Below are 17777 nucleotides of genomic sequence, written 5' to 3'. Positions count from 1 at the left end.
GGAGGAACTACAGATGGATATGCGCGAAGTGGATTTACCAGGAATCGGACGGAAGTTCGAAGGCATCACAACTCGAGGAGACAAGGTGGTCGTCATCGTCCATGACGACGGTCGCCGGGAAATGCACCATTATGACGACGACGATTTTGATGAGAGCATCTCGAGCGTGACGTTTAACGACGCCGAAGCCCGTCAGATGGCCGGTATTTTAGGCGGCCTTGCGTACAAACCGAAAGATCTCGAAAAAATTGAACTGGCGTTTGACGATCTCGTCATCGAATGGTTCAAGATCGGGCAAGATTCCGCCGTCAATAACCGGACGATCGGTGAACTGGATGTTCGCAATCAGTATGACATCTCGATCATCGCTGTTCTGAAACACGATAAATCAAAATCATTGAATCCGGGACCGGATACACGTCTTGAAGCAGGCGATACGATCGTCTTGTCCGGTGAACGTCAACATATCCGCCATATCACGAAAGCCCTATTCTCCATCGAAGGAGGCGGATAATAGATGGATCATTTAATATTTGAAGTTGGTACCGCGCTTATCTTAGTGGCGATCGCAGCATTGCTTGCGAATAAATTGAATTTTTCGATCATTCCGTTTTTAATCATTTTAGGAATGATCGTAGGGCCGCACGCTCCGACAATCGGGATACTAGACTTCAAGTTCATTGAAAGTGCAGAGTTCATCAGTTTTCTCGGACGAATTGGCGTCCTGTTCCTCTTGTTTTATCTCGGATTGGAATTTTCAATCGGCAAGTTGATTCGGTCGGGTAAATCGATCGTCACGAGCGGAACGATTTATCTCTCGATCAACTTTACCGGTGGTCTATTGTACGGCTTCATCGCCGGATTCCCATTATATGAAGTGTTGATCATCGCCGGAATCATCACGATTTCATCCAGTGCCATCGTGGCGAAAGTCCTGGTCGACTTGCGCCGGACCGGGAACACGGAAACGGAATTGATTCTCGGCATCATTATGTTTGAAGATATCTTCCTCGCCGTCTACCTGTCCGTCTTATCAGGACTCCTTCTTGGCGGTGGAACCACGTTACTCGGTTCGTTAACCTCGATTCTGATTGCCCTCGGCTATATGCTGTTGTTCTTCATCATCGCCCGCAAAGCGACACCACTTCTGAATCGGATGTTGAAAATCGCCTCGGACGAAGTCTTTATCATCGTCGTCTTTGCGTCACTGTTCTTCGTTGCCGGTTTCTCGGAAACGATTCACGTCGCGGAAGCGATCGGTGCCTTACTGCTCGGACTCGTCTTTTCGGAAACGGATCAAGGAGAACGGATTGAACATCTTGTCGTTCCGTTCCGTGATTTCTTTGGTGCGATCTTCTTCTTCAGCTTCGGACTGAGCATTGATCCGACGATGCTGCTCGATGCCGTGTGGCTCGCACTTGGTGCCGTCGTCATCACGATTGTCGGGAACTATGTCGCCGGAATGATTGCCGGACGCAGAGCCGGACTGTCGCACAAAGCGTCATCGAACATCGGTCTGACAATCGTCTCCCGTGGTGAGTTTTCAATAATCGTCGCGAATCTAGGGATCGCTGGTGGACTGATGGACATCCTGTCGCCGTTCTCCGCCTTGTACGTCTTGATTTTGGCAATCCTCGGACCACTGATGACGAAAGAATCCAAACGGATTTATAACTTCATGAACGGGATCTTTAAATGGACGGAACCGAAACCGAAAAAGACAAAACCAAAAGCATGATGGCTGGCAGGTGTCAGGTAAAACAGACCCGCATCAAGCAGGCTTTCGGGGCTCCACTGTCGTATTCCTTTAAGTAACCAATCTGTACGAGGAGGGATAAAATGAAAGCCGTCATTTGTACTGCTTATGGTCCGCCGGATGTATTGAAGTTACAAGAAGTCGAACAGCCTGTCCCGAAAGAATCTGATCTGCTGATTCAGGTACATGCTTCCGCCGTGCACTCCGGGGACCGGCGTCTGCGGGCGCTCGACGTCCCGGCAGCCGGAAAGCTCCCGATGCGTCTCGTCGTCGGATGGAACGCACCGCGGCAACCGATTTTAGGAGTCGTCTTAGCGGGTGAAGTCGTCGCGACTGGCAGTCGTGTCCAGCACTTTAAAGTCGGCGATCGGGTCTACGCCCTGACCGGAATGCGTTTTGGCGGGTATGCCGAATATGCCTGCATCAAGGAAAACAAGTGTGTCCAGCAGATGCCGCGCAACGCAAGCTTTGCAGAAGCAGCCAGCCTTCCGTTTGGCGGAACGACCGTCCTGCATTTTTTCCGGAAACTGAACCTCGAGCAGGCGAAGACGATCTTGATTTACGGGGCGTCCGGAGCCGTCGGTTCAATTGCCGTCCAGATTGCGAAACAATATGGTCTTCATGTGACGGCCGTCTGCAGCGGGCGGAATGCGCAATTGGTCAAACGGCTTGGCGCGGATGTCGTCGTCGACTATACGACAGATGGTTACGACACTGAACTGACAACGTATGACGCGGTGTTTGATGCGTCCGGCAAGGTGGAGAAACGGACAGCCCGGCAGCATGTCAAGGCGGACGGAGCGTTTCGTTCAGTCGCCGGACAAGGTGTCGCCCGGGCGCTAAAGGACGATTTAACCCGGCTGAATGAGTGGTTTGAAGCGGGGAAAATCCAAGCGGTCATCGATACGGTGTATCCGCTTGAGGAGATCGTCGCCGCTCACCGTTACGTCGATTCCGGACAGAAACACGGCAATGTCATTGTGTCGGTTGCCGACGATCATGGCTGATCGGATAAAATGAAATACCGTTTTAAGAAAAAACCTTTGAACACATGCATGAATCAACTGCATTGTTTCAAAGGTTTTTTTCTGTCTGGCAGGTCATTTCAAGACGTCATACGTTGCCATGATGAATTGTCCGGACGGACGGCAACCGGTCAGACGGAATCGGGTCTCAAGCGTCCCTTCCGGAAACAGCGGAATTCCGCTGCCGAGGACGACCGGGGCGATCGCCAGTTCCATCTGATCAATCCGTTGCAAGCGTAAGGCTTCTTGAATCAGTTCGCCGCCGCCGACGAGCCAAATCTTACCGTCAATCGTCGGACCAATCCGGTTGATTAGGGCATCGAGTGGTTCATTCGTGTATATTGCGTGTTCCGACTGTTTACCGTGTTGCCGGGTCAAGACATAGTTGTCGATTTCGGGATAGGGGTAGTCCTCGCTGAGGATCAACACTTCATCAAACGTCTTCCGACCCATGATGACAGCTCCGACATCCTCCATGAACGTCGCGTAGCCGTTGTCACCGTCCCCTTCGACGGCAAACAGCCAATCGAGCGAATCGTTTGAGCGGGCGATTTTTCCATCGAGACTGCAGGCGATGTATAAAACGGTTTTTGTCATCGTAACTCCTCCTGTTGTTTGTTCTATACTTAGTCTACGGTATAATCATGACAAAAGATGTCGTAATTAAAGAGGGGATTTTTTATGAAAAGTCGTCATTTAAAAGTCATGCGTCTGCTGAACCGGCAGCAACTGCTGACGGCACGGGAACTGGCGGACGCCTGCGGAGTTTCCTTGCGGACGATCCAGCGTGATTTGCTTGAACTCGAAGCGAACGGGTACCCGATTTACAGTGAACGGGGAGCGGCCGGCGGGTACCGTGTCCTGCCGAACCGGTTGTTGCCGCCGCTTGCCTTACGGGAACAGGAAGCCATCACGCTGTTTTTGATGCTCGACTGGGTCGGACAGATTCCTGACTTGCCGTTTGGTGCGTTGCGGGGCAATCTTGCCGAGTGGTATTTGCATGAACTGCCGTCCGATCTCGAAGCCAAGATGGACCGCTTGAAAGGACGGGTTCGCTTTGCACGACCGGATACACCACCGTCTCCCTTGACGCGTGACTTGCTGCGTTTGATGGAAGCGGAAGTCAAAGGCGAAATCACGTACCAGACGACAAGCGGTCAACGGACAATTCTAATCGATCCGATCGGTCTGACGTTTGAGCGCAACCGCTGGTATCTGCTCGCGCAGACAGACCGTGGACTGCGCCAGTACCGGGTCGACCGGGTGGAGCAGGTGCAACAGACGACCCTCCCATCAGACCGGATGACGTTCGAAGAGGCCGACCAACACGGACAGGCAGGGGAACAGGTGACGGTCCGCTTGGAATTGACAACGCTCGGAGAACGGTTGCTCGAAGGAATCCTGCCGCTGAACGAACAACGCACATGGTCCGTCCCCATTTCTGAATTACCGTTTCTCGGCCGGCAATTGTTTGGGCTCGGTCGGGAGATCAAGGTGCTGGAACCAACGTCACTGATCGACGATCTTCAAAACCAAGCGCGCGCGTTGCTTGCGGCATATGACGACTGAAAAGGGGAGAATCCCCTAAGTCAGTGAGAAATTATGTTACGATATAACCAGAGAAACAGTGAAAGAATGGAAGGGGTTTTCTATGGAAACGTTATCACTGATTTTATTAATGCTTGCCTTAATCATCTTGACGCAAGTACTCGGGCATTACATTCGCTTCATCCCGACCGCCTTGATTCAAATTCTCGTCGGAACGATTGCCGCGTTGTTAATCAGCGGGCTGAAGATTGAAGTCGAATCGGAATGGTTCCTGCTGTTATTCATTGCACCGCTCCTTTATAACGACAGTTCACATTTCCCGCGCGAAGAACTTTGGAAGATGCGGGCTGCGATTTTCGGAAATGCAATCGTCCTCGTGTTGCTGACGACGATCATCGGCGGTTATTTCATCAACTGGCTTGTACCGGTGATTCCACTCGCGGCAGCCTTTGCGCTTGCGGCGATTCTTTCGCCGACCGATCCGATTGCCGTCAACGGGATTGCGAAACGGGTCCAGATACCGGAACAGATTCTCAACTTAGTCCGCGGAGAGTCGTTGATCAATGACGCGTCGGGACTGGTCGCCTTCAGCTATGCGGTCGCAGCGGTCGTCACCGGTTACTTTTCGATTCAACAAGCGACGACGGAATTCATCTACATGTTCGCCGTCGGAGCCGTCGTGGGTCTGGCAATCAGTATCGCAATGAACTGGTTGAAAATGAAATTACGCCGGACAGGGATTGAAGATGTCGTCTTTTATGCCTTGTTGCAAATTTTGACGCCGTTCATCATCTTCTTCGTCGCAGAAGAAGTCTTGCATGCCTCCGGTGTCATCGCCGTCGTTACGGGCGGGATTCTCCACGCCTTGATCAAGGAACGGACAGAAACGTTTTTTGCCCAGGAGCAGACGTTGACCGACAACATCTGGACGATGATTGCCTACATCTTAAACGGGATCATCTTCTTGTTGCTCGGTTTGACATTACCGGAAGCGACGCGGGAAATCTTTGCCGATGACGCAATCAACAACTGGCGCTTGATGTTGTTTGTCATTGAAATCGGTGGGGTCATCCTCTTGATTCGTCTGGTTTGGACGATGTTCTTCAATTGGTTCGACCACCGTTTCCTGAAAAAAGCGGATCATCAAAAACCGTCCTTTAAACAGGATGTCATCACGACACTCGTCGGCGTCCGCGGAACGATCACGATGGTCGGGGTCTTGTCGTTACCGTTTTTGACCAACTCGGGACAAGCGTTCCCGGAACGGTCGCTGATCATTTTCCTTGCGGCCGGCGTCATCATCTTCACACTCGTTCTGGCGACAGTCCTCTTGCCGCTGCTCAACCGCGGGGAGGCAGATGCCCAACCGGAACTGGATCTGAATTCGTTTAAACAACGGATGGTGACTCGCGCCATCACGGAAATCAAGCAGGTCGTCAACGAAGAAAACTCGACCGTCGCCTTTGATTTGTTGAACGAATACCATGTCATGTTACGTCTGTTACGGGCACAGGAGAAAAGTGAAGAAGAATTGACTCATTTCAATGAACAACTGAAAAAACTGCGTCTCGAAGCAGTCCAGTGGGAACGTGACTTCACGAAACAGTTCCTTGCCGATCATGAGACACCGGACCAGTTGAAAAAAGAAGTTTTCCGGTCAATCGACAATCGACGCGAAGCGATTGACAAAGAGGCACGTTTCCGGCTGACACAACCGATCCGGAAGATCCTTTGGAAACGGAGACGGTCGAACATGTCATCCGACCAGTTGATCCGGCTGACGCAAGTCGAGCATGAACTGTACGAACAGGTCATGGGTGAAGTCATCGCCCGACTCGAAGGATGCCGCGGCGATTATCCGGTCGATGTCGTGCAAAGCGTGCTCGAATTCTACAAACGGTTACGCTTCAAGCATACCCGTTGGTCGTCACCGGTCGGCGGGAAAGCCGACGTCGATCAACAAAAAGAAGAACTCTGTTTGCGGGCAATCGAAGTCCAGCGTCAAGAAATCGCTTCGATGTCAAACGAAGGCGATTTGTCCGGCGAGGAAGAAAAAGAATTGCGCCGATTCATTCACTATATTGAGAGTGTCGTCCTCTACGAATACGTCGAGTAAACGAAAAAGCAGCCCTTGTCCAATGGACAGGGGCTGTTTGTGATTAACCGAGTGACAAGTATTTGACTTCGAGGTAATCCTCGATGCCGTAGACGCCGCCTTCACGGCCGAGTCCACTTTCTTTATAACCGCCGAATGGTGCTTGGGCAGCCGATGGTGCACCGTCGTTCAAGCCGACGATGCCGTACTCGAGTTTTTTACCGAGTTGAAGCGCTTCGTCAATTTTTTCCGAGAACGCATATGCCGCTAAACCGTATGGTGTGTTGTTCGCGCGTTCGATGACTTCGTCGAGTGTTTCGAAGACAGAGATCGGAGCGAGCGGACCAAACGTTTCTTCCTGCATGCAGATCATATCTTCCGTGACATTACCGAGCACGGTTGGTGTAACGAAGTAACCGACAGAGTCGTCAATCGTTCCGCCTGTTAAAATCGTTGCACCTTTTGCGACGGCGTCGTCAATGTGTGCTTTAACTTTGGCGACAGCTTTCGCATTGATCAACGGTCCAATCGTCGAATCCGCGTCGAGTCCGTTGCCGACTTTCAAACGGTTGACTTCGGCGACGAATTTTTCAGTGAAGGCATCAAGAACCGATGCCTGAACATAAAAGCGGTTCGTTGCGACACACGCTTGTCCGCCGTTGCGGAATTTCGAGCGGATGGCGCCTTGGACGGCTTTATCGAGATCCGCATTTTCCGTGACGATGAACGGGGCATGTCCACCGAGTTCAAGTGACAGTTTTTTCATCGTATCCGCTGCTTGTCGCATGATCAATTTACCGACAGCTGTTGAGCCGGTAAAGGTGATTTTACGAACACGCGAATCCGCTTGCCAGACACCGCTGATCGTTGCCGCGTCACCCGTCAAGACGTTGATTGCGCCAGCTGGAATACCGGCTTCGATCGCAAGTTCGACGAGACGAAGTGCCGTATAGGGTGTTTCTTCCGATGGTTTCAGCACGACGGTACAGCCGGCAGCGAGGGCCGGCGCGAGTTTCCGTGTAATCATCGCCGCCGGGAAGTTCCATGGTGTGATTGCCGCAACGACACCAACCGGTTCTTTTTCGACGAAGAGCCGTTTTCCGGGAACAGATGCCGGAATCGTTTCCCCGTAAATCCGGCGCGCTTCTTCTGCGTACCACCGGACATATTGATTGCCGTAGTCGATTTCCCCGCGTGCTTCGACGAACGGTTTCCCTTGTTCGCGTGTCATGATGTCCGCCAGTTCATCCCGGTGTTCCTGAATCAACCGGTACCAGGCATCAATTTTATCAGCGCGGTCATCGGCTGTCCGCTGTGACCAGTCAACGAAAGCTGTACTTGCCGCATCGACGGCACGTGCTGCATCGTCAGCTGTGCTGCTTGGGACGTGTCCGAGTAATTCTTTTGTTGCCGGGTTAAAGACGGGAATCGTTTCTTCTGTGTTATACCAAACTCCATTGATTACGTTTTGTTCAATCATGTGTTGCACCTCCGTGTGTTTTCATTACGTCCCTTATTAAACACCCATCGGACCGGTTTGTGTACTTCCGCTTTGGATGGGGGGCATAACGAAATGGAATGCCCCGACAAAATAGTTAATCAGCTGAATAATCGGGAATAAGAAAGGAAGTGGTATTAGTGTTCAGTCGTATAAGAAGGAGTGTGGTTTCAATGAACAGCAGATGGGTTGGAATAAGCGTAGTAAGTGTTTTATTGATCAGCGGGTGTGGGCAGGACGTCATAAAACCGGTTCCGAAACCGAAGCAGACGGGAACGGAACAGACCAAAAAACGGCAAGCGACGGATGAAGCCTACATAGAGCAGGAACTGAAACGGGCGGACGGCATTGCCGCGCAGTATGATTACGGGCGGGCGATTCGGATTGTTGACCGGCTACAGACGGCGGAAGCGAAACAAAAGCGGGCAGAATACGTGGCGAAACAAGCAAAGCTCGTTCCGATCAAAGCCGGAACCGCCGTGCCGCATCTGTTTTTCCATTCGTTGATTGCAGAGCCGAAGCATGCCTTTGACGGAGACCGGAAAGAGCAGGGCTATGACGATTACATGGTGACGCTCGGCGAATTTAAACGAATTCTGAGTGGACTGTATAAGCGGAACTACGTCCTTGTCCGACCAACAGATCTTGCAATGTGGAAAGACGGACGGATGACAGAGACGGCACTCGCGTTTCCGAAGGGCAAGCATCCGCTCGTCCTGTCGCAAGATGACGTCAATTACTATGAATACATGACGGGTGACGGATTTGCGACGACATTACGAGAACACAACGGACAGATCACAAACACGATGACCGGTAAAGCAGATGGGGCCTACGATCTCGTTCCGGTCGTCGATCAGTTTGTTGCGCAACATCCCGATTTTTCGTATCGCGGCGCCAAAGGAGTGCTCGGCATCACCGGATACAACGGTGTCCTCGGTTACCGGTCATCGTATGCCCAGTACGGCAAGTCAGCCAAAGTCGAACGGGCGCGTCAAGCAGCGAAAGTAACGGCAACCGCGCTCAAAAAAGACGGTTGGCAGTTTGCGAGTCACACGTACGGTCATATCTCAGTCGGTAAAGTCAGTCTGGCGACCATTCAAGCGGATACGGACCGTTACAACCGCGACGTCATGCCACTGATCGGGTCGACCCGTCAGTTGATATATCCGTACGGCAGTGACATTCAGGACTGGCATGGATACAGCGGCGACAAATACCGGTACTTGACGCAAAAAGGATTCCGCTATTTTTATAATGTGGATGCCTCGCAGCATGCCTGGAAGCAGGCGGGGAAAGACTATTACCGACAGGCGCGGATCAATGTCGACGGGATCCGTCTCCGCCAAGCGATTGCCGGGAAGACCAACGTTTTGGATCCTTTTTTTGATGCGAAAACTGTTTTTGATCCGATGCGCCCGGTCGTCACAAAATGATCTGATTAATGAAAAACGAATTGACCCATTTAATGATTCGCGGCTTTCTACGTGACATTAAATGGGTATTATTTATATAGAGAAATTTATTCTCAATACTGCTTTGAAAAAAAGGAGTTCAAGAATATACAGACAGGTTATAAGCTGCTGCTTGCAGCAACGATTGTCAGTTCTTCAATTGGATTTAATCATCAGGTATCAGCGCAACAAGATACATATCAAATCGTATCAACAAGCTATCGGCAACCGTTAACAACGTTCGAGACCTATATCGGGGGCAAACGGATTGAGACAGTGCGTTATACATTAGGTGGCGTCGATCGTCTGCATGACGGATTACTGTACAGCTCTTTCGGCGACCGTGTCATCGATCTGAAGAACAGCAAGAAAGTAATCAAGCAGGTCGAACTGGGACCGATGCGGATTAAAAAATACAAAAATGTCTATTACGCAATGAGTTTATCGGCGATTAATCAATTTTCACTTTCGAAATACACATTGGATTTCAAGAAAATCGGTGCGACGAAACGCTATACCGGATTTGGAAGAGACCTGATTGTGACTGGTGACAAATTATATGTCCTGGCAGATCATATGAAAGGAATCGATTACTCCATCAAACTACATACTTTTGATACAACATCATTCAAGTCTCTCCACCAGGAAACCTTCAAACAGTTAATTCATGCTGATCATATACGACAGAACGGTTCACAGCTGAAGATTTATGGTACTTCTCTGAAAAATGATAATAAATTGACTATCCTGTCTTATGACACGAAGAAACAACGTAGCACGAAAATGATGACATCGAACCAGTACGTAAAAGGCGGAGTAGAGAAAACACAAATGCTTTCAAGAGGAACCGAACTGATTTTTAATATGGACTGCATGTTTGAAATCAACCATCGCACAAAACAAGCCCGTCTCCTATATGACAATGATCATGATTTGATTGACTACACGTATGACGCCAAGACGAAAACATACCATGTCCTTGAACTAACTACGAAAACAGATGACTACCGGGTCATGACGTTGAACAGTAAGTTTAAAAAGATTGCTGAGTACCGCTTAAAAAGATCCGACAGCCTAAGTCCGTTCCGTGTGTTGTAAAGAAACAAGTCCTGCGACTTGTTTCTTTTTTTAGATAAGCAGACCGGTCAATCGCTCGCCCCGAAGATGGTATGTCTCCAAATGAAGCTGCAGCGGATTATACTGTTCCGGATGTTGCCCGGCTTCCTGCAACAAATGTTTTGTCCGTTCAATGAAATGCAGATTGAAGCAGCCCGAGAGCCACAGCAACGAAGCCAGTCGCGGATCCTCTTTCGGTACGAGGACGGTCGGAGAGTTGTAGTGGGCAAGTAAGATTTTCGCTAAACGGCCGGACACGTCATGCGAGTCAATCCCTTCAGTCCGGGCATACCATTTGATCAGCCAGGCCAAATCCTGCACACGGTCGGTTACGCCGATATGTTCATGATCAACGATTCCAATGATTTGTTGATCTTGATTCCATAAGATGTTGAGCGAATTTAAATCCGTCGAGATGACCGGTTGAATGGAAGAAGATTTGTGGTGTCTTGCGGTGTCGAGATGTTGTTGTGCCAAATTCAGATACTCTTGCAAGGAACTTCGGACCGGTTCCGGCATCCGTGAGATGGAAAGCCGTTGTAAATCGTCGAGCCAACGCTGATAGGCAACCGTATGGTCAATGAACGGAAACCGGATTTCCTCTTGATGAAGTGAGACATCATGCAATCGACGGGCTAACGTGCCCATCCGAGCGGCCGTATGTACTGTATTTGCCGTCACATGTTGTCCGTCCATCCAGTGAAACAGACAACATGTCCACTTTTGTCCATTTGAATCGGTGATGGTCGTAAAAAGAGCATCTGGTTCCAACTTCACACGCTCCATGAACGGAATACCATGTGCCCGCAAATAATCAGTGTATCGCAACTGTTGGGCAAGGATATCCGATGTAGATTGAGACAAATCAGAATTGGCATAACGCTGTTCTGGTAACAGACGAATCGAATACGGACGTTCATCGACCAGGATTTTGTAGTGGAAATCACCATGCTGACCATACGTCGTTAGAGTGTCGGAATCGACTTTGAGTGATTGAAAAATAAGACCGTAATGATCAAGAGCTTTGTGAATCAAATTATAAATATATGTAAGAGGCATCTCGACTCCCACCTTGTTTTTTTATTTTGTTTCTACATGAAACAATACCGGTTGCGTCCCGTCCTGATCCGTGAAGCCGTAGTCGCGTGCAAGGTCCGACACGAACAAAGCTTGCCCGGTCCGTTGCAGAATATCCGGATCCTGGGCCAGGGCGACGACAGCTCGTCCGACGTAAGCGGTGGTCTCGGTTGCATCACTGCTGAATCCTGCGTCGACGACCCGTTCCGTCCGCATAAAGCCGGGACAGAGCGCAATCGAAGTGACGCGAGACGTTCGAAATTTTTGACCCATCACACACGTCATCCGGTTGATTGACTGCATCGCCAAATCGTAATACAAGTTGCCGGCCATTTGATTCGGACTGAACGACGTCAAATTGACGATCAATGCAGCCGGACTTTGTTGAAGCAACGGAACAGCCGCCCGTGTCGTCAACAAATAGGCTTTTGGTCCGGCGACCATCATCGCGTCCCAGTGTTCCGGGGGACGTTCCCAAAACCGTTTGCCCTGTCCGGGAGGAAGCGAGGCTTCCGAACCACCGAACACACTGTTGACGAGCAGATCAATCCGACCGTGCTGATCGTGAATCTGTTGAACCAACCGGTTAATATCATCCGGATCCGTATGGTCACAGCGGACCGCAATTCCGTTGCCGCCGCGAGCCGTGACACCTGATGCCGTCTGTTCAATCGTTTCCGGACGATCGTCGGTGGAGCCTTCCTGCGTACTGCGTCCGGTGACGTAAACGGTTGCTCCGGCTCGTCCGAGTTCGTAAGCAATGCCGCGACCGGCACCCCGTGAAGCACCGGTGACAACAGCAATTTTACCTTTTAATGAAGACATACACATTTCCCACCTTACTTTAAAATAGGAAATGACAGAAAAAAGAGACTTTCGATCAAGATCGGAAGTCCTTTTTGTCTCGCCTTAAAAGCCTTTAATCGTCATCCCGCCGTCCACGAATAACGTTTGTCCGGTGACGTATGTTCCGGCATCCGACGCGAGAAAGACAGCCGGTCCGACGAGTTCCGTCAGTTCACCGACCCGTCCGAGCGGTGTCACATCAACGATATCCTGTAAATAAGCGGGATCAGCGAGTAACGGTTCCGTCAGCGGCGTTTTGAAATACCACGGACCAATCGCATTGACACGAATGTTTTTTGGACCCCATTCAAGCGCGAGGACTTTTGTCATCTGAATCAAAGCTGCTTTTGTCGTCGCGTAGACAACGCCGGTCCGCAGCGCGACATGTCCCGCGACCGAAGCGATGTTGAGGATACTGCCACCTGTGTCCTGCATCCGGCGGCCGATTTCCTGCGAAAACAGGAAGGCAGACTTTAAGTTCGTCTGTTGAATCGTTTCCCACTCATCATCCGTGACATCAAGTGCTTTCGAGCGGATGTTCATCCCGGCGTTATTGACGAGCACATCGATCCGGTCGACATATGTATAGGCACGGTCCACCGTCGCTTGGACCTGCGTCCGGTCCGTCACGTCACACGTCAAAACAAAGGCACGTTGTCCGAGCTGTTCGATTTGTTTCGCTGTTTCCTGTAAGTCGGATTCGGTCCGGGCAACAAGCAGGACATCCGCGCCGGCTTCCGCCATCCCGATGGCGAGAGCGCGACCAATTCCGCGTCCGGCACCGGTCACGAGAACGGTTTTTTGATCCAGCCGAAAAGAAGGTAAATACATACGATCACATCCCATCTGATAGTGTAGTTTCACTGTACGCTGAAATTGACTGAAAAGAAAGAAAAATGCTGATGGATGAAGATACATTATGTTATTATTTGGTAAAAAAGGAGGGGCGATATGCAACGGAAGCTCGGGCTCATGCTTTTTTCTGTTTTGGTACTGGCTGCATCGCTGGTCGCTTTTGAACGTTATGTTTATAAGACATACATCTATAAACCGGCGGATTATGAATTCAATTACCAGATCGAACCGCGTAAAGGACTGAAGGCGGCGACGATTAAAGTTAAATATTTTCCGAGCGGTCCAATGATCAAAGGAACCTCCTTGTTCCTGCCCGATATACTGGTACCGATCGGAGCACTGGTCGCAGCCGGATTATCCGTTTTTGTTTTTCGCCGGTTATCCAGATACCGCTGGCGTAAACAGACGCTTGATCCAACGGAAGAAGGGGATTCGCAGGTTTTACGAACGGTCCCGGTTCCATCTATCTGGCGTCCGCAAGCAAAACAAACGGACTCCGCGTCCGAAGTTCGTCACTTGATGTTGTCGTTTGACCGGCAATTGCCTGACGTCTCAAAGCGCCGCCCGGAAGAAACCCTCAAGGACTGGCATGACCGGATTGGGTTGACGATTGATCCGATGCTGTATCATGTTGTCCGATACGGTGAAATCGACGAGCAGGTACTCGATCGTGCCGATATCGATACACTTCGAATTCGACTGGATCAACGGTTGCGGGGATGACCAATCAGGCGGAGTAACGTCTGATGGTGTTCCGCATCCCGCGTCACGAGAGACAATTCGCGTGTCACGTCGAAGCCGGTGATCGGCAGGGTCCGGATTTCCGGAGGAAGACCATCCTGGAAGATGGCCGGTAAAATCGCAATCCCGAGTTTTGCCCGGATGAAGCCGAGGACGCTTGAGCCAAATTCCATTTCTGACGCGATGGTATAGGTCGCGCTACGCTCAGCGAAAGCCGCCTTTAAGATGTTCGTCGAGTCACAGTCGATTGGCAACGACAGGAATGACGAAGCTTCAATCTGATCAAAGCGGACGTCGACACAGCCTTCAAACCGCTCGTCGGCTTCGTGGAAGTACAGTAAAAACGGTTCCGTATACAGGTGCGTCGACGGATACGGATGGTCAATCTGCCGGTCATCGAGCAACACGGCATCGTACTGATGCTGCTCCAGCCCGGCCATCAGCTCGATGTACGTATGGGCCGTCTTGATCTTGAGTTCCGGACCGTCCACCGATGGATGGTTGGCGAAGTGTTGCGGCAGGTAAGACATGGCGACACTCGGCCAGGAACCGAGGGTAAACGACGTCTGACCCTGCAATTGATCAATTTGCCGTTGCATCTCGTCGAGCTGTTCGATGATCCGCTGTCCTTCTTTGAACATGATTTCTCCTGCCGGGGTCAAGGAGACGCCACTCGTCGTCCGGGTGAACAGGGCAGTTCCGACGGCTTGTTCAAGATTTTTGATTTGTTTACTGAGCGCAGGTTGCGTCATGTGCAGCAACTCGCTCGCTTTCGTCAGGCTGGCTGTTTCCGCCGTGACATGAAAGGCTTCAAGCCATTCGGTTTTCATCAGAATTCACTCTCTCTACATGTTGTTCTGCCTTGACGATACTGTACGTCAGCTCGAAAAGACAACTTTTCCGCTCAATTTTATATATTCCTTGTTTGGAATATTCCTTAAAGGGTATATAGATACAGAAGAGGTGGAAATCATGTCAGATGGGCTTGCACGAACGTTATTTGCTTTATCCGATGCCAATCGATTGAAGATCGTTGAACTGTTGAAGACGGGTCCGTTACCGGTCGGTGAGATTGCGGTGCAACTGCAGTTGAATCAACCACAGACATCGAAACACTTAAAGGTTTTGCTCGAAGCGGACATTGTCTGGATGGAGCCGGTCGCGAACCGCCGGATCTATCATTTACGGACGGAAGTATTTCAAGGCATTACTGCGTGGAGTCAATCGTTTGAACAGCAGATGGTCAGTCGGATGGTCCGGCTTGAAGCGTACTTGGAACAGCAGCAGAAATCAGTCGATTCAGAAGGAGTGAATAAAGATGGAGGATAAATTAAAAACGACCGTGGATGGTTCCGTCTTACAAATGGAATGGACATTTGCCGCCCCGCGCGAGATGGTGTTCGCCGCGTTTACGCAAAAAGAACAACTCGAAGCCTGGTGGGGACCAGAAGGCTGGGAGACGGAAATTACGACATTCGACTTTGTTGAAGGCGGTATCTGGCATTACTGCATGCGTTGCAAGGATCCCGCACAAGGCGATTTTTACGGAATGGAGTCATGGGGAAAAGCGATTTTCCGGCAGATCGACGCGCCGCATCGTTACGCCCACGCCGACTATTTTTCGGACGCGTCAGGTACAATTTCCGAAGAACTGCCGGGCAGTGAAAATGTGACGATATTCGAAGTAGTCGGTGATCAAACCCGTGTGGTGTTCCGGTCTGACTTTAAGACCGAGGAAGCCGTAAAACAAGTCCTTGAGATGGGAATGAAAGAAGGGTTTACGTCACAATTGCATCGTCTCGATCATTGGCTTTTGCAACGAACCCTTCCCTAAAGTATCAGACAATCCGTCACTGACGGGTTGTTTTTTTTAATATCTACCCCTATTAGTCACTCTTTTGGAAGAAAAGCCTTTCGTTTTGGGAATTCAAAGGAAAACGCTTCATCTTTAGCAGCACGAAGCCGTTATACAAGATGAGATGATTGAAAAAGGAGATTGATAGTGTGAAATGGTGGTCGAAACAACAAGGGATGACGTTCTCAGAACGGATGCAACAGGAACGCGAACATGTTCGTTTAGAAGCGGGGGCAGCATTTACGCAACAACTTCAGTTAATTGATTTGACGGTCGAGGATTTACAAGTCGTCCGTTTGATTCGTCACGATGTAGCGGAGTGGATGCCGCAGATGGTTGATGCGTTTTATGCGGAATTAGTTCGGGTGCCAGAGCTGAAACAATTGATTGAACAACATTCAACACTTGAACGGTTAAAAGGAACGCTTGCACAGCATATCCTCCAGATGTTTGACGGACAGGTCACGCCGGACTACATCAACGTCCGAAAACGAATCGCCGACCGTCATGTCCGGATTGGTCTCCACAATAAATGGTACATCGCAGCCTTTCAGAAGGTATTGAACGTCTTAAGCCGGCAAGTCGAGCAAAGTACGTTGCCAATATCGGAACAAGTCCGCATCGTTCAGTCGGTCGGGAAGTTGTTTAACCTTGAACAACAAATCGTCTTGACGATGTACGAAGATACGGTCGAGGACGAACGGCAACTGGTGTCGGACTCGAAATTACGGGTGGGTCAAGCGGTTCAAAAATCGACGGAAGAATTGGCGGCAATGAGTGAACAGTCATCCGCCAGTTTTCAGGAAATGGAACGTCATGCCCAACAGGTGTCGGTTACGACGGGAACGATTGCGACGCAACTGAGTCGTGCTGCGAAAGAAGCGGAAGCCGGTGTCGATTTGGTTGAGTCGGAAACGAAGCGTTTTGAACAGGTTGTCGCCGAGATGACGATGACAACGGAACAAATGACACAACTCGCCTTCTTGTCGCAAGAGATTGAACGGATTGCCGGAATGGTGACGGCGATTTCCGATCAGACGAATTTACTGAGCCTCAATGCTTCGATTGAAGCGGCACGGGCAGGAGAAATGGGACGCGGATTCACTGTCGTCGCGCAAGAAATTCGGAAACTCGCAGAAGAAAGTAAACGTTCAGCGACAGAAGCGTCGAGTATTGCACAAGAAATCACCTCGAAAATGGGAAAAGTTTCAGAACGGATGAACGGGACAGAACAATCCGTCGTCCGGACGACGGAAGAACTGACGCGTGTCGTGCACGCGTTTACGACAATTTCGAGGCAAACGATGGATGTCTCCCAGCAAATCATTACGTTGTCCCAAGATACGGAACAAGTGTCAGGAACGATTAAAGGGTTACGGCATATTGCCCAGTCGATTGCGGAGACGGCCGATGATCTACAGACTGTTGCCACGACGCTCTAAGGAGGGACTGAAATGAAGAAACGAATCGTCGGACTGGTGGCGGTTTCTTTATTAACACTTACCGGTTGCGGAACAAGTTACCCGTCAGAAGAAGCGATCAAAAACGGGGATATCGTCATGTCACCGGAGCGGGCAAACATCGACCGGTTCGAGATTTTTTTGAAAAAGGTGGACGCACAGAAAAAAGATACGATCCGAATGACGAATTATACGACAGAGGGAGATGCGATTATCGAAGACATCACCTTTGACGGAAAAGAGTTTGAGTATTCACTTGATTCGTCCCGCGACGAGTATGGTTCCGAAACGGACGATCGGAACAAAGAAGTGTGTCAAAACTTGAAGGAACAGGTTGAAAATGATCAATCCATCTTTACCTTGACTGATTGTGAAGAAGGAACGGATCATGAGATTTTTAAATCGGATCCTGATGAACTTAAAAAATGAAAAACGGTCGATCCCCATCTGA

General features: G+C 50.2%; 18 protein-coding genes. 12 read left to right on the top strand and 6 right to left on the bottom strand.

What is annotated here, in order from left to right:
• The first annotated feature begins 13 nt into the window (after window positions 1–13).
• From ACHA8N_RS10030 to ACHA8N_RS10020, 3 genes are all read left to right on the top strand, one after another.
• On the top strand, window positions 14–514 hold the full coding sequence (locus ACHA8N_RS10030) for a cation:proton antiporter regulatory subunit (protein ID WP_026833034.1): 501 nt from the start codon (window positions 14–16) through the stop codon (window positions 512–514).
• A gap of 3 nt (window positions 515–517) precedes the next feature.
• On the top strand, window positions 518–1738 hold the full coding sequence (locus ACHA8N_RS10025) for a cation:proton antiporter (RefSeq protein WP_028106331.1): 1221 nt from the start codon (window positions 518–520) through the stop codon (window positions 1736–1738).
• A gap of 101 nt (window positions 1739–1839) precedes the next feature.
• A complete protein-coding gene (locus ACHA8N_RS10020) occupies window positions 1840–2763 on the top strand; it encodes an NAD(P)-dependent alcohol dehydrogenase (RefSeq protein WP_393965580.1) in 924 nt (307 codons plus the stop codon).
• Window positions 2764–2856: 93 nt separating this feature from the next.
• Here ACHA8N_RS10020 and ACHA8N_RS10015 read toward each other — a convergent pair whose 3' ends face one another.
• A complete protein-coding gene (locus ACHA8N_RS10015; protein WP_393965579.1) occupies window positions 2857–3378 on the bottom strand; it encodes a dihydrofolate reductase family protein in 522 nt (173 codons plus the stop codon).
• An 84-nt stretch (window positions 3379–3462) separates the two neighbouring features.
• Between ACHA8N_RS10015 and ACHA8N_RS10010 the strand changes: the two genes are divergently transcribed.
• Window positions 3463–4350 carry a helix-turn-helix transcriptional regulator gene (locus ACHA8N_RS10010; protein ID WP_393965578.1) on the top strand — a complete coding sequence of 296 codons (888 nt, stop codon included), beginning with the start codon at window positions 3463–3465 and terminating at the stop codon, window positions 4348–4350.
• An 82-nt stretch (window positions 4351–4432) separates the two neighbouring features.
• A complete protein-coding gene (locus tag ACHA8N_RS10005; RefSeq protein ID WP_393965577.1) occupies window positions 4433–6445 on the top strand; it encodes a Na+/H+ antiporter in 2013 nt (670 codons plus the stop codon).
• Window positions 6446–6488: 43 nt separating this feature from the next.
• Here the strand turns inward: ACHA8N_RS10005 and ACHA8N_RS10000 are convergent, their stop codons facing one another.
• Entirely contained in the window at window positions 6489–7904 is a 1416-nt protein-coding gene (locus ACHA8N_RS10000) for an NAD-dependent succinate-semialdehyde dehydrogenase (RefSeq protein ID WP_028106327.1), read from the bottom strand.
• Between the two features lie 191 nt (window positions 7905–8095).
• Between ACHA8N_RS10000 and ACHA8N_RS09995 the strand changes: the two genes are divergently transcribed.
• Complete coding sequence (locus tag ACHA8N_RS09995; protein ID WP_393965576.1) at window positions 8096–9358, top strand: polysaccharide deacetylase family protein; 1263 nt, start codon at window positions 8096–8098, stop codon at window positions 9356–9358.
• Between the two features lie 51 nt (window positions 9359–9409).
• Window positions 9410–10474, top strand: coding sequence for a hypothetical protein (locus ACHA8N_RS09990; RefSeq protein ID WP_393965575.1), 1065 nt, complete (start codon window positions 9410–9412; stop codon window positions 10472–10474).
• A 30-nt stretch (window positions 10475–10504) separates the two neighbouring features.
• Here ACHA8N_RS09990 and ACHA8N_RS09985 read toward each other — a convergent pair whose 3' ends face one another.
• From ACHA8N_RS09985 to ACHA8N_RS09975, 3 genes are all read right to left on the bottom strand, one after another.
• On the bottom strand, window positions 10505–11551 hold the full coding sequence (locus ACHA8N_RS09985) for a phosphotransferase (RefSeq protein WP_393965574.1): 1047 nt from the start codon (window positions 11549–11551) through the stop codon (window positions 10505–10507).
• Window positions 11552–11572: 21 nt separating this feature from the next.
• Window positions 11573–12394: an SDR family NAD(P)-dependent oxidoreductase gene (locus ACHA8N_RS09980; protein WP_393965573.1), complete on the bottom strand. Its 822-nt coding sequence runs from the start codon at window positions 12392–12394 to the stop codon at window positions 11573–11575.
• Window positions 12395–12478: 84 nt separating this feature from the next.
• Window positions 12479–13246 (bottom strand): SDR family NAD(P)-dependent oxidoreductase, encoded by a 768-nt coding sequence (locus ACHA8N_RS09975; RefSeq protein WP_393965572.1) that lies wholly within the window; start codon window positions 13244–13246, stop codon window positions 12479–12481.
• Window positions 13247–13366: 120 nt separating this feature from the next.
• On the opposite strand from ACHA8N_RS09975, the gene ACHA8N_RS09970 reads away from it, so the two are divergent.
• Window positions 13367–13993, top strand: a complete 627-nt coding sequence (locus ACHA8N_RS09970; protein ID WP_393965571.1) for a hypothetical protein — start codon at window positions 13367–13369, stop codon at window positions 13991–13993.
• Here ACHA8N_RS09970 and ACHA8N_RS09965 read toward each other — a convergent pair.
• Window positions 13975–14841, bottom strand: a complete 867-nt coding sequence (locus ACHA8N_RS09965; protein WP_393965570.1) for a LysR family transcriptional regulator — start codon at window positions 14839–14841, stop codon at window positions 13975–13977. The genes ACHA8N_RS09970 and ACHA8N_RS09965 overlap by 19 nt on opposite strands.
• Window positions 14842–14983: 142 nt before the next feature.
• On the opposite strand from ACHA8N_RS09965, the gene ACHA8N_RS09960 reads away from it, so the two are divergent.
• The 4 genes from ACHA8N_RS09960 to ACHA8N_RS09945 all read left to right on the top strand — a co-directional run bounded on the left by ACHA8N_RS09960 (window position 14984) and on the right by ACHA8N_RS09945 (window position 17755).
• The gene (locus ACHA8N_RS09960) at window positions 14984–15340 is read left to right on the top strand and encodes an ArsR/SmtB family transcription factor (RefSeq protein ID WP_393965569.1); all 357 of its coding nucleotides are present in this window, start codon (window positions 14984–14986) and stop codon (window positions 15338–15340) included.
• Window positions 15330–15845 (top strand): SRPBCC family protein, encoded by a 516-nt coding sequence (locus tag ACHA8N_RS09955; RefSeq protein WP_393965568.1) that lies wholly within the window; start codon window positions 15330–15332, stop codon window positions 15843–15845. The genes ACHA8N_RS09960 and ACHA8N_RS09955 overlap by 11 nt, the downstream gene beginning before the upstream one ends.
• Before the next feature lie 170 nt (window positions 15846–16015).
• Window positions 16016–17308, top strand: a complete 1293-nt coding sequence (locus tag ACHA8N_RS09950) for a protoglobin domain-containing protein (protein ID WP_147511311.1) — start codon at window positions 16016–16018, stop codon at window positions 17306–17308.
• Window positions 17309–17320: 12 nt separating this feature from the next.
• Window positions 17321–17755 (top strand): DUF4362 domain-containing protein, encoded by a 435-nt coding sequence (locus ACHA8N_RS09945; RefSeq protein WP_393965567.1) that lies wholly within the window; start codon window positions 17321–17323, stop codon window positions 17753–17755.
• Window positions 17756–17777 lie beyond the last annotated feature (22 nt).

This window comes from Exiguobacterium sp. S22-S28 (genome assembly GCF_043359615.1).
Taxonomy (GTDB): domain Bacteria; phylum Bacillota; class Bacilli; order Exiguobacteriales; family Exiguobacteriaceae; genus Exiguobacterium_A.
The sequence above is the reverse complement of the archived record's forward strand: the minus strand, read 5'-3'. Positions and strand labels throughout refer to the sequence as shown.